The 12,095-nt window shown below is 72.6% G+C and carries 14 protein-coding genes; 8 read left to right on the forward strand and 6 right to left on the reverse strand.

Going from position 1 to position 12,095, the window contains the following annotated elements; all coding sequences use genetic code 11:
- Positions 1-102: 102 nt before the first annotated feature.
- From G4G93_RS07665 to G4G93_RS07680, 4 genes are all read right to left on the reverse strand, one after another.
- Positions 103-432, reverse strand: a complete 330-nt coding sequence (locus G4G93_RS07665) for a hypothetical protein (RefSeq protein ID WP_165082807.1) — start codon at positions 430-432, stop codon at positions 103-105.
- A gap of 122 nt (positions 433-554) precedes the next feature.
- A complete protein-coding gene (locus G4G93_RS07670; protein ID WP_165082809.1) occupies positions 555-776 on the reverse strand; it encodes a hypothetical protein in 222 nt (73 codons plus the stop codon).
- A gap of 143 nt (positions 777-919) precedes the next feature.
- On the reverse strand, positions 920-1,345 hold the full coding sequence (locus tag G4G93_RS07675) for a hypothetical protein (protein ID WP_165082811.1): 426 nt from the start codon (positions 1,343-1,345) through the stop codon (positions 920-922).
- Between the two features lie 158 nt (positions 1,346-1,503).
- Positions 1,504-2,190 carry a sigma-70 family RNA polymerase sigma factor gene (locus G4G93_RS07680; protein WP_312891787.1) on the reverse strand — a complete coding sequence of 229 codons (687 nt, stop codon included), beginning with the start codon at positions 2,188-2,190 and terminating at the stop codon, positions 1,504-1,506.
- Positions 2,191-2,454: 264 nt separating this feature from the next.
- Here G4G93_RS07680 and G4G93_RS07685 point away from each other — a divergent pair, with 264 nt between their 5' ends.
- The 8 genes from G4G93_RS07685 (at position 2,455) to G4G93_RS07720 (ending at position 10,983) form a co-directional block, all read left to right on the forward strand.
- Entirely contained in the window at positions 2,455-3,915 is a 1,461-nt protein-coding gene (locus G4G93_RS07685; RefSeq protein WP_165082813.1) for a helix-turn-helix transcriptional regulator, read from the forward strand.
- A gap of 95 nt (positions 3,916-4,010) precedes the next feature.
- The gene (locus tag G4G93_RS07690; RefSeq protein WP_165082815.1) at positions 4,011-4,169 is read left to right on the forward strand and encodes a CsbD family protein; all 159 of its coding nucleotides are present in this window, start codon (positions 4,011-4,013) and stop codon (positions 4,167-4,169) included.
- 68 nt (positions 4,170-4,237) lie between these two features.
- Positions 4,238-4,639, forward strand: coding sequence for a CsbD family protein (locus tag G4G93_RS07695; RefSeq protein ID WP_165082817.1), 402 nt, complete (start codon positions 4,238-4,240; stop codon positions 4,637-4,639).
- A 138-nt stretch (positions 4,640-4,777) separates the two neighbouring features.
- Positions 4,778-5,692, forward strand: a complete 915-nt coding sequence (locus G4G93_RS07700; protein WP_165082819.1) for a PhnA-like protein — start codon at positions 4,778-4,780, stop codon at positions 5,690-5,692.
- A 72-nt stretch (positions 5,693-5,764) separates the two neighbouring features.
- The gene (locus G4G93_RS07705) at positions 5,765-5,968 is read left to right on the forward strand and encodes a CsbD family protein (protein ID WP_165082821.1); all 204 of its coding nucleotides are present in this window, start codon (positions 5,765-5,767) and stop codon (positions 5,966-5,968) included.
- Between the two features lie 64 nt (positions 5,969-6,032).
- The gene (locus tag G4G93_RS07710; RefSeq protein ID WP_165082823.1) at positions 6,033-6,449 is read left to right on the forward strand and encodes a CsbD family protein; all 417 of its coding nucleotides are present in this window, start codon (positions 6,033-6,035) and stop codon (positions 6,447-6,449) included.
- Between the two features lie 353 nt (positions 6,450-6,802).
- Positions 6,803-7,798 (forward strand): alpha/beta fold hydrolase, encoded by a 996-nt coding sequence (locus G4G93_RS07715; RefSeq protein ID WP_165082825.1) that lies wholly within the window; start codon positions 6,803-6,805, stop codon positions 7,796-7,798.
- A gap of 98 nt (positions 7,799-7,896) precedes the next feature.
- The gene (locus tag G4G93_RS07720) at positions 7,897-10,983 is read left to right on the forward strand and encodes a glycosyltransferase (protein ID WP_165082827.1); all 3,087 of its coding nucleotides are present in this window, start codon (positions 7,897-7,899) and stop codon (positions 10,981-10,983) included.
- 144 nt (positions 10,984-11,127) lie between these two features.
- On the opposite strand, the gene G4G93_RS07725 is transcribed toward G4G93_RS07720, so the two are convergent.
- The gene (locus G4G93_RS07725) at positions 11,128-11,364 is read right to left on the reverse strand and encodes a hypothetical protein (RefSeq protein WP_165082718.1); all 237 of its coding nucleotides are present in this window, start codon (positions 11,362-11,364) and stop codon (positions 11,128-11,130) included.
- Positions 11,365-11,543: 179 nt separating this feature from the next.
- Entirely contained in the window at positions 11,544-12,089 is a 546-nt protein-coding gene (locus G4G93_RS07730; protein WP_165083220.1) for a sigma-70 family RNA polymerase sigma factor, read from the reverse strand.
- Between the last annotated feature and the right edge of the window lie 6 nt (positions 12,090-12,095).

Genomic DNA, 12,095 nt, shown 5'->3' on the forward strand with positions numbered 1-12,095 from the left:
CCGGCGTTGCGCGAGCTCTTACCCGTCGGTGATTGCGTGCGTGTGTTGTGCGGCGAGGCGAATCTTTTCGTGGTGCGCCGGCGCACGAGGACCATCTTGTCCTCAGATCATCTCGTACGCGAAGAACACCGCGATGCCCGTGATGGTGACGAGGCCGATCGGAAACAGGTTGTCGGCGATCTGCTCGAGCAGCCGGGTCAGCCTCGTCCGCTTCTCCACGCGGACCGAGACGTGGGATGTGACGGCGCTGAACAGGAAGAGCACCGCCGCGACACCCGCGCACTGATCCACGTGGCTCGGCCCATCGTGCGTCTCGAACAGCTTCACGAGCCCAATCAGCGTCGTGCTGATGCCGATCATCGTGCTGGCGGCAGGAAGGATATGACGGGGAGGCTCGCCGACCGTCGTCGGCTCCTTGAGCTGGTCCAGCATTCTCCCGCGCCCTGTTGCTCCGCCGCCCAAGCATCCATGGGGTCGGCCTGGAAGCCAAGAGGGAGGAGATTGCCTATTTCGGAGCGGGTCCGACGCATGCCGAAGTGGCGGCTTGCCGAACTCTACCCCTCGCGGTCGGCGAGGCGCAGCGACCAGACGAGGTTGTCGCTCTCGTCGACCAGCCAGAGGGCGTTCACCTGCTCGTCCGGCGGCGTCGTCTCGCGGGCATTGGCGAGGCGCACCGCCTCCGCCCGGTCCGCGGCGGTGATGACCTCGTCGATCAGCGGGGGGCCGATCTCTCCGTCCGGGGCGCGGACCGCCCCACGCAATCGGTATGCCGGCATCGGTGGACCTCGCGCCCGGGCGGCGTCCTGCTCGCGCCCGCGTCCCGGAACCGGAGCATCGGCGGCACCGAATGCTCAAGTCGGATGGTTAAGGAGTCGACAAGCGCCCGCGGCGACTGGACGGGATGATGCGACAGGATCCGTCAGCTCGTGCGCCGGGCGGTCCAGCGCCCGGCGCAGGGACTGATCCCGGACAGGCTCCAGCGCCCACTGCCCGCGCCGCCGCGGAGGCGGCCGGTGACCGCGACGCTGGCGAGCCCGCTGCGGATCGTGCCGGCGATGCGGCCGTCCGGCCCGGCCCGCCCGGAGGCGTCGACGCCGCTACCCCCGGCATCGTCGACGATGCCGTCCCGAATCACGATCGGGTACCGGTAGGGGCCGGTACAGCTCCCGGACTCGGCCGTCGCGACCACCGACCAGGCGCCGTCGAAGCGGTTCGCCGCCGGGGCCGCCACGGCGGGAGCGGCCAAGGCGGGAGCAGCCAAGGCGAACCCGAGAATCGGCCCGAACCCGAAACGCTGCGCGAGGCCGTGGATCGGTGCGATGGCCTGTCGGCGGAACTGGGTCATGGTCTCCTCTGTACGGCAGCGACGGGACCGGGCACGGACGGGGGAAGCCGTGCCGTGCCCGGCCCGCGACCGTTCCGGACGCTTCGGGGGATAGCGCCGGAACGATGGGGAAGCCCGGACCGGGCTATCGGGGGGATGAGAAGGACGGGAATGCGCGGTCAGACGCCGCCGAAGGCGTGGTCGAGGTCCAGGGCCAGCCGGTCGCGGGCGCGGCTGACCCGGCTCTTCACGGTACCGGCAGGGCAGCCGATCACGCCGGCGGCGGCCTCGTAGGTCATGCCCTCGACGGCAACCAGCACCAGGGCCTCGCGATGCGCCGGTTCGAGCCGGTCGAGGGCTGCCTGCAGGTCGCGCAAGCCGGCCTTGTGTTCCTGCTCGGCGGCGCTGGCGAGGCCGGCGGCGTGGGCGCCGTCGGGATCGGGCACCTCCAGGCGGTGCTTGCGGCGGCCGTTGAAGAAGCCGTTGCGCAGGATCGTGAACAGCCAGGCCGGGAGGTTCGAGCCGGGAACAAACTGGCGCCGGTGCTCCCAGGCCTTGAGCAGCGTGTGCTGGACCAGGTCGTCAGCATCGGCACCGTGCTGGGCCAGCGACTGGGCGTAGCGGCGCAGCCGCGGCACCGCGTCGATGAGTTCGGCCTTGAAGCCGGCCGACACTTCGTGCCCGGCCTCGGCGGCATCGAGGGCCCGGGTCAGCCGGGCGAGGACCTGGCGGAGGCGCGAGCCGGCATCGAGATCGACGACCTCGGCATAGTGCTGCCGCAGGAGGTGGCCGAGATGCGAGCGCATCAGGGCGATGACCGCGTCCGATGCGGCGGCCGGTTCGCGCAGCTCGTCGTCTGTTCGCACGGAAGGAGGCCCGCATACGGTACTCAATTCGGATTAGACCGATTGCCCTAACAGGCTGATCCCGTGGGGCAACGCGCCGGTCTGGCGATGGTGCGACTTATTTCTGGTCGCTGCCAATTACGTCAATGATACGATTTTACCGGTGAATCTCGCCGGCGCGCGGGAACCCGTTAGCGCGCGATCCGTTTGTGCTCCGCTGCCCGAGAGGCGGCGACGAGGCCGCCATCCCGGCGGCCCGCCGAGCGTGAAGGGACTGCGCGAGCCGTGACAGCAGGCGTCGACAGGCATGAACTCCGGCAGATCATCGCCGGCCTCAGCGAAGGCGTGATCCTGGTCGAGCCCGACCAGACCATCGCCTACGCCAACGAGGCCGCCCTGGCGATGCACGGGGCCGAGAGCCTGGACGAGATCGGCCCGACGGTCGACGCCTACCGGGAGCGCTTCGCGCTGCGCTACCGCAACCACCGGGCGCCGGAGAACTACCCGATCGAGCGGGTTGTCGCCGGCGAGCGCTTCCACGACGTGGTGGTCGAGGTGACGCGGACCGACAAGCCGGATGTCGGCTTCGTCCACTCCCTGCGCAGCCTCGTCGCCACCGACCGAGAGGGCAAGCCGAGCTGCCTGGCGCTGATCCTCAAGGACGTGTCGGACCAGTTCGAGGCCGAGGAGCGCTTCGAGCGCACCTTCAACGCCAACCCGGCCCCGGCCGTCATCACCCGGCTCTCCGACCTGCGCCATGTCAAGGTCAATGCCGGCTTCCTCGAGATGACCGGCTACACCCGCGACGCCGTGATCGGCCGCAGCGTCTACGAGGTCGACGTGCTGGCCAATGCCCGCAACCGCGACCTCGCGGTGTCGCGGCTCAATGAGGGCGGCACGATCCCGCAGATGGAGGCGCGGCTCGAGCTCCCCGACGGCGCCGGCCGCTTCGTCATCGTCGCCGGCCAGCCGATGGAGATGGGTGACGAGCCCTGCATGCTGTTCACCTTCGCCGACCTGGAATTGCGGCGGAAGGCCGAGACGGCCCTGCGCCAGAGCGAGGAGCGCTTCGCCAAGGCGTTCCGGCTCACGCCGGTCCCGACGATGCTGGCCCGGGCCGAGGATTTCCAGGTCACCAGCGTCAACGAGGCCTTCGGCCGGGTCTTCGGCTTCGGCGAGGACCGGGTGGTCGGCCGCACGCCGGTCGAGTTCGGGCTCTGGGTCTCGGACGAGCAGCGCCGGCGCTTCGAGGCGGCTTTGACACGCACCGGCTACGTGCTCGGGCTGGAAGTGTGCCTGCGCCACGAGAAAGGCGCCGACCTCGACTGCCTGGTCTCGGCCGAGCGCGTCACCATCAACGACGCGGAGTTCATGCTGCTGGTCCTGCAGGACATCACCGAGCGCAAGCACACCGAGCGCGAGCTGTTCGACGCGATCGAGACGGTGATGGCCGACACCTCGTGGTTCAGCCGCGGCCTGATCGAGAAACTCGCCAACCTGCGTCGGCCGGGCCGCGAGGCGCCGGGCGCCGCGGTGCCCGACCTGACGCTGCGCGAGCGGCAGATCCTCAACCTGATCTGCAGCGGGCTCGACGACGACGGCATCGCCCGCAAGCTCGGCCTGTCGCGCAACACGGTGCGCAACCACGGCGCTGCCCTCTACCGCAAGCTCGGCGTGCACCGCCGCACGGAGGTGATCCTGTGGGGCCGCGAGCACGGGTTCCCGCTTCAGTCTTCTGGTAGCTGAATTTCAGCATACCGGTATTTTCCTACCATTGAATACGAGAGAAGGGCTCACATTTTCGCGTCGGTCGGAGTTTTCTCAGTCGTCACGAGGTGCTCATGACCAAGCGCGCGCCAAAGACTTCCACCGAGCAGGTCAAGGGCTCGGTGAAGGAGGCCATCGGCAAGCTCACCGGCGACGTCCGGGTCGAGACCGAGGGCCGGCGTCAGAAGGACGAGGCGAAACCCCCACGGGGGACCGGGCCTCGCGAGGACTGACGCGACACGTCAACCGGCGCCCCGCGCGGGGCGCCGCATCCTCCCCACGAACACGAAGGAGACTTCCCATGGCCGACACCGATCGCCTCACCGGCGCCGCCCGCGAGCTCGGCGGCAAGATCCAGGGCGCCGTCGGCGACCTGACCGGCTCGCACCGCGATTCCGCCGAGGGCCGCTTCCGCGAGGCGCAGGGCGCGGCGGAGAACGCCTACGGCCAGGCCAAGGACTCCGTCCGCCACGCCGCGGATCGGGCCCAGGACTACGCGGGCCACGCCGCCGATCGGGCTCAGGATTACGCCGAGGACGCCCGGGACTACGCCGAGGACGCCTACGAGCGCGGCAGCCACTACCTGCGCCGCGGCACCCGCCAGGTCAGCCATCAGGTCGCCGAGTACCCGCTCGCCTCGCTGGTGATCGCCGGCCTCGTCGGCTTCGGCGTCGGCCTCCTCGTCAACGCCAACCGCGACTGACCGCGCAGCCGATCCCGGCGCGGACGGACACCGCGCATCCCGGCCCCGGCGCAGGAGAGCGCCGGGAGCCGGGACCGTCCCGCCCAGGATCCACTCCGCGACAGACCCTACGATACCTGAACGACCCGGAGTAACGACGTGACCCTCCAGACCCCCATCTCCCCGCTCGCAGCCACGGCCCAGGCCGATACCCGCGCGGTCCTGCTCAACCAGGTCTCCTGGGGCGCCATCTTCGCCGGCGCCGTGACCGCCCTGGTGACGCAGGTGATCCTCAACCTCGTCGGCGTCGGCGTCGGCCTGTCCTCGGTCGGCGTGAATGCCGGCGACAACCCGGCCGCCTCGACCGTGTCGATGGGCGCAGGCCTGTGGTTCGTGATCTCCGGCATCGTCGCCTCCCTCGTCGGCGGCGCCATCGCGGGCCGGCTCTCCGGCAAGCCGCTGCCCGGCGCGGCCGCCCTGCACGGGCTCGTCTCCTGGGCGGTGACGACCCTGGTGGTGATCTACCTGATCACCTCGGCGGCGAGCGGCCTCGTCGGCGGCACGCTGAGCACCGTGTCGAGCGCGCTCGGCAGCGCCGGCAACCTCGTCGGCGGCACGGTGCAGACCGCCGCCCAGGCCGCGGCCCCGTCGCTGTCGAAGGTCCAGAACCCGCTCGAGGGCATCGAGGACAAGGTGCGCCAGCAGGCCGCCGGCCAGGACCCGCAGGCCGCCCGCGACGCCGCGGTGGCCGCCGTGCGCGCCGTGCTGACCGGTGACGCCGCCCAGCAGGAGCAGGCCAAGACCCGCGCCGCCGACGCGCTGGCCAAGGCCCAGAACATCTCGCCCGACCAGGCCAAGGCGCAGATCGACGAGTACCAGAAGCAGTACCAGCAGGCGGTCGCCACCGCCAAGCAGAAGGCCGAGGCCGCGACGGTCGCCGCCAAGTCGGCCGCGACGCAGGGTGCCTTCTACGCCGCGATCGCCCTGCTGCTCGGTGCCGCCGCCGCGTTCTTCGGCGGCCGCCTCGGCGCCCCGAAGCTGGTCGGCGCCGACTACACCGCCCGCCGCGTCTGAGGCGAAAGCCGGCTCCCGCCTCCGGGTGGGAGCCCCCTTCTCCGATCCCCCTCGAACCAAGGAGAGATTTCGATGAGCAGCACCACCGACAAGCTCAAGGGCATCGCCAACGAGGCCGTCGGCAACGTCAAGCAGGGCCTCGGCCAGGTCACCGGCAACGACCGCCTCGTCGCCGAGGGCAAGGCCCAGGAGCTGAAGGGCGAGGCCCAGCGCACCGTCGGCGAGGTCAAGGACGGCGCGAAGAGCGTCGCCGACACCCTCACGGGCCGCCGCTAAGGCCCGTGTCACGGCGGCGGGGCCGTCCCGCCGCCCCTTCGTCCCGAGAACTCAGGAGGACAGCATGAACCGGGATCAGTTCCGTGGCGCGTCGCGTCACCTGAAGGGCCGCGTCCAGACCGCCCTCGGCGGCCTGACCGGAGACCCCGTCAGGCAGGTGCGCGGTGCCGCCAACCAGGTCGCCGGCGGCGCGCAGTACGCCTATGGCCGCGCCCGCGACCAGGCGGACGACCTCCTCGACGACGGCCGCCACCTCGCCCACGAGGCCCGCGAGCGGGCCGGGGAAGCGGCGAAGATCGCCCGCAAGCGGGCCGACGCCCTCGCCGAGGACGGGCGCCACGCCGCCCGCGCGGTCCATCGCCGCGGGCAGGCATACGGCCGGCAGGCCGTGCGTTATGCCGAGGGGCACCGCACCAACACCCTCATCGGCCTGGCCGCCCTCGCCTTCGCGGCGGGCTGGCTCATCCGCCGCTCGCGCTGACCACCGCGCCGACCCGACCCGACAGGAGACCTGCTGATGCTGCGCAAAATCTTCACCCTCTTCGTCCTGCCGAAGCTGATCGCCTATCTGAGCCGGCGCGGCTCCCGTCCGCGGCCGGGCCGGACGTACTGATCCGGGCCGGGGAGATCCGACCGAGGCCCTGCGAGGCGCGGGTCTCCCCTCTCCAGGCAAGGCCGGGCTTGCCCGGTACCGCTGCAAGCTGTGGGAGAGAGGATCCCACGCCCTTGTTCCGAGCCGTATCGTCCATCTCCTCGGACGCCTGACACGAACGGACGGCGGCTTGCCCGTCCGCTTCCACCGAACCATCCCCCCTCCCCCGCGGTTGTGCCAACATGACGGCACAGCCCCACTCTCCCACCCCGTCCTCGCCCACCCTCTCCCCGGCCGCCGGCCTCGCCCTGGCGGGGGCAGCCCTGCTGGGGGCCGGCGCGATCGAGAATGGCCGCCGCGCCCGTGCGGCGGAACGGGCGACGCCGCCGGTCGGGCGCTTCGTCGAGGTCGGCGGCACTAGGCTGCACGTCTTCGAGCGCGGAAGCGGGCCGGCGCTGGTGCTGCTGCACGGCAATGGCAGCCTGATTCAGGACTGGCTCGTCAGCGGCCTCGTCGACCGGGCGGCCGAGACGCACCGGGTCATCGCGATCGACCGGCCGGGCTTCGGCTACAGCGAACGGCCGCGCAGCCGGATCTGGACGCCGGCGATGCAGGCCGGGCTGATCCGCGGCGCCCTGCACAGCCTCGGGGTGGTGGACGCCGTCGTGCTCGGCCATTCCTGGGGCGCGCAGGTGGCGATCGCGCTGGCGCTCCAGGACCCGGCGCGGGTGCGGGCGCTCATCCTCGAATCCGGCTACTACTTCCCCTCGCCCCGGATCGACGGCCTGCTCTTCGGCCCGCAAGCCCTGCCGGGCCTCGGCGACCTCCTCAGCCACACGATCGCGCCGGTGGCGAGCCGGCTCCTCTGGCCGCGGATCCTCGATCGCCTGTTCGGCCCGGCCCCGGTGCCGGAGCGCTTCGCCCGCGACTTCCCGGTCGAGATGGTGCTGCGGCCCACGCAGTTGCGCAGCGCGGCGGCGGAATCGGCGTTGCTGGTGCCGGACGCCTTCGCGCTCCGGCCGCATTACGCCGAGCTGCGGATGCCGGTGACGATCCTGTCCGGCACCGGCGACCGCCTGCTCTCCCATGCCGACCAGGCGGTGGCGCTCCATCACCGCATCCCGGGCAGCCGCCTCGTCGCGGTCGAAGGGGCTGGCCACATGCTGCACCAGATCGCCCCCGGCAGGGTGCTCGCCGCCATCGCCGCCGCCCCCTGCGAAAGATGGTCGTCGCTGTGACGCCGCGGTTCTTCGCAGACGGCCCCGGTCTCGGCTAGGAGGAAGAAAGGCCTCCGGCCAGCGCCGGCGGCTCCCTCCTGTGTGCGGTCAATAGCGACGTGACGATCCTCAAACGCGCGCGGCGCCTCGCCGAGACGGGGCGCCAGTGGTTCGTGCCCCCCCCGGGCCCGGTCGCCTGGGCCCGGGCCTACAATTGCGGCATCCTGGTCGCCCTCAATCCGGAGGCCGATCCGGACGCGGCCGGGCTCACCCTGGCCCAGGGCGGGGAGCGCGAGCACGATCTCTCCTTCGACCGCCGCTTCATGGAGGACGGCACCCCCTACCTCCACGCGCCCCTCGATCCGGCCCTGTTCGACACGACCGCGAGCTTGCGGCTGACGGTGACCGAGCCGGGCCGCGCCGAGCAGCAGCGGATCGCGATCGGACCGGGCCATCACGCGATCCACCTCGACGGCATCGTCGGCGGCGTGCTGGCGGGCTGGGTCTCGTCGCTGTCGTCCGCGCCGCTGCCGGCCGTGCACCTCGTCGTCGACGGCCTGGAGGGCGATCCGGTCCGGCCCGGGATCTACCGGCCGGAGCTGCGCTTCGGCGGGCGCGAGGGCGGCTGGAACGGCTTCCGCCTCACCCTGCCGGCCTGGGCCCTCGACGGGCAGCCCCACACGATCGGCGTGCGGGCCGGGGATACCGTCGTCAGCCTGGGGGCCTACGCCCCGCGGCTGCGCGCCAGCCTCCACGTCGAGGCGCCGAGCCGCGTGACCGGCTGGGTGTTCGACGCCGCCGGGCCGGACCGGCCGACCACCATCCGGGCGGTCCGCAACGGCCGGGAGGTGGCGCAGGTCGAGACCCATCCGCGCTCCGACCTGCTGGAGCGGTTCGGCCGCCGCTCGGCAGCCTTCGCCTTCCCGCCCGGGCTCCTCAAGCCGGGCACCGACCTGGCGGTCGGCCCGGTCGGCGCGGGCGAGGTGATCGGCCACCTGCGCGGCACTATCGAGCTCGCCCGGGCCGAGGCCCGCGCACTGCTGCTGCCCAACGCGCCGTCGGCGTCGCTCGGCGAGCGCCGGGCCCTGCGCGACCGGCTCGTCGCGGCGGTCCGGCCCGGCGGTGGCGCGCGCCTCGTCGTCGCCGAGCCGGCGGCGCCCGAGCCGCTTCCCGAGACCGGCCGCACGCCGCCCCCGGCCTGCGCGATCGTGCCGGTCTATAACGGGCTGTCCGACCTCAAGGCCTGCCTCGCCTCGCTCCTGCCGCAGCTCAGCCCCGGCCGGATGCGGGCGCTCGTGATCGACGACGCCTCGCCGGACCGGGAGGTCACCCGGTACCTCGACGACCTCGCGGCGGCCGGGCATCCGGGCCTGACGGTCCTGCGCAACCGCGAGAATCTCGGCTTCATCGGCACGGTCAATGGCGGCCTCGCCCTGCTGGAGCCGGGTGAGGATTGCGTCCTCGTCAATGCCGACACGGTGCTGGCGCCCCGCGCGCTGGAGAAGCTGGCCCGCGCCTGCCACCGCGGGCCCGGCATCGCCAGCGCCACGCCGCTGTCGAACAACGCCACCATCCTGGGCTTCCCGGGCATGCCGGAGGCGCAAGCGCCCCTCCTCGGCCTCGGGCCGGCGGCGATCGACGCCGCCCTCGAAGCGGCGGCACCGCTGCCCGTCACGCTGCCGACGGGGGTCGGCTTCTGCCTCTACCTGAACCGGCAGGCCCTCGACGAGGTCGGCGCGCTCTCGCCCGAATGGGGCCGGGGCTATTGCGAGGAGGTCGATTGGTGCCTGACGGCCCGAGACCTCGGCTGGATCCACGTCGCCGCCACCGACACCTACGTCGAGCACGAGGGCTCGGTCTCGTTCGGCAAGACCGAGCGGCTGGCGATCCTGGAGCACAACCACGACCGGCTCGTCGCCCTGTATCCCGAGTACCAGGACGAGGTCGACGCCTTCATCGCCGCCGACCCGCTGCGCCCGCTGCGCAACGCCGTCCTCGGCGACCTGCTCGCCGGGCGCCTGCGGCGCCTGACCCTGCATGTCGGCCACGGGCTCGGCGGCGGCGCGGCGCGCTACGTCGATCAGGTCGCCGGCCTCGCCCGGGCGCCGGACCACGAGATCGGCACCCTCGCACCGGCTTTGGCCGGGAGCCCGACGAGCGACCTGACGCTCGCCCTCGACGCCGCCGGCGCGCGCCTGTCCCTGCAGCCGGACGAACTGTTCGGGCTCCTCGAGGCGCTGGAGGCGCGGGGCGTCGCCGTCGACCTCCATCTCGATGCGCGCTTCGGCTACGACTCGGCCTTCCTCGACCGGCTGCTCTCCGGCCGCTGGCCCTACGTCGTCACGCTCCACGACTACCAATGGTACTGTCCGAAGGTGCACCTGGTCGACGGGCGCGACTTCTACTGCGAGGAGCCGCCGCCGGACGTCTGCCGCCACTGCACGACGCGAGGGGTCACCTACGATTACGGCGACCAGAACGCGCTCATGGGCGGTGGCCTCGACGGCTGGCTGGCGACGAACGAGCGCATCCTGCGCGGCGCCCGGCACCTCGTCGCGCCCTCGCACGACACCGCGGCGCGCTACGCCCGCCGCCTCGGCCTCACCGGCATCGCGGTGGTGCCGCATCCGGACGTCGCGCCGGACGCCGCCCCCGGGCGGCCGCGCCGGCCGCGCAAGGGCGCCGTCCGGGTGGCGCTGGTCGGCGGCATCGGCACCCATAAGGGCTTCGAGCTCGTCGTGGCCTTGGCCGAGCGGGCGGCCCGGGAACGCCGGCCAATCGCCTTCACGGTGATCGGCAGCGTCGCCGACCGGAAGCGGATCGAGGGGCTCGGCACCCTGACGGTGACCGGCGCGTACCGTCCGGAGGAGCTGCCGCGCCTGCTCGCCGAGGCCGATCCGGACTACGTGTTCCTGTCGAGCGTCTGGCCCGAGACCTATTCCTACGTGCTGTCGGAGGCGTGGTCGGCCGGCTACCCGGTCGTCGCCCTCGACACCGGCGCCCCGGCCGAGCGCATCCGCACCGACGGCGGCGGCCTCGTGCTGCCGTTCACCCGCGACACCGCGCTCCTGCTCGACGCGCTCGTGGCCGCCCGCGGCCAGCTCGCCGACGTGGCGATCCCGGCCCTGCCGGCGACGGCCCCGAGCCTCGCGGCCTACGAGGCGGCGATCGCCGCGGGGGCGGGGGTGACGGGCGCGGGTCCGTAGGACGGAGCGGATCGCCGGAGCGGATTGATCCGGCTGTCACAGCTCAACCTCTCCCCCTCATCCCGGGGCCGCTCAGCGGAACCCCGGGGTGGTGTCGGAGGGTGCCAGCGTCGCCGAGAACGGGTAAGCGTCGCGGCCGCGGCCTCACGCACTCAGCCGCCGCATCGGGACGGCGTCGCTCGCCACGAGGGCGCGGGCCATGGCCTCGGTCTCGGCGTCGAGGATCGCCTGGGCGATGCGGCTGACGAGGTCGCAGCTCGCGGCATCGACCGCGGCGTCGTCCCCGGCCCGCGCCGCCACGGCGAGGGCGCTGCCTTCCTGCATCACGATGGCGCGGGCGGTGCGGATCGCGTCCGCGACGGTTTCGTAGGGGCGGGGCATCGGGACCAACTCCATCACGCGACGGCGGCGCGGCGCGGCCGGCGGCGGGGCCGGTTTACCGCTGGGTCATCGAAACCCCGTGGGGCGAAGGACGGTTCCAGGGCTGCGGCATCGGGATGGGGCGGCGCGGCCCGCGCCGCCCCATCCCGGGCCGCCCGCGCCCCAACACGGGTGGCCCATCAGAGATGGCTCATGGCCGCGAGCGTCGCGCCGTCGCTGCCGATGTCGTCCGGACCGGTCATGCCGAGTAGCTCGATCAGGCGGACCCGGGCCCGGCTGACCCGGCTCTTGATCGTGCCGACGGCGACGCCGCAGATCTCGGCCGCCTCCTCGTAGGTGAAGTTCTGCGCCCCCACCAGCACCAGCGCCTCGCGCTGGCTCGCCGGCAGGGTGCTCAGCGCCTCCTGGAACGCCGAGAGCTCGACCCGCGCCTCCTGGTCCGGCAGGGCGGTGAGGCGACCGGCCATCACCCCGTCGGCATCCTCGACCTCGCGCCTACGCTTGCGCTGCTCGGAGTAGAACAGGTTGCGCAGGATGGTGAACAGCCAGGCGTAGAGGTTGGTGCCGGGGGTGAAGCTGTCGGCCTTGGTCCAGGCCCGCACCAGGGTCTCCTGCACCAGGTCGTCGCTTCGGTCGAGGTCGCGGGTCAGCGAGAACGCGAAGGCGCGTAACGCCGGGATCGCGCCCAGCAGCAGGACGCGCATCTCGGGATCGACAGGTTTCATCATGCC

This window comes from Methylobacterium sp. DB0501, from assembly GCF_011043735.1.
GTDB classification, from domain to species: domain Bacteria; phylum Pseudomonadota; class Alphaproteobacteria; order Rhizobiales; family Beijerinckiaceae; genus Methylobacterium; species Methylobacterium alsaeris.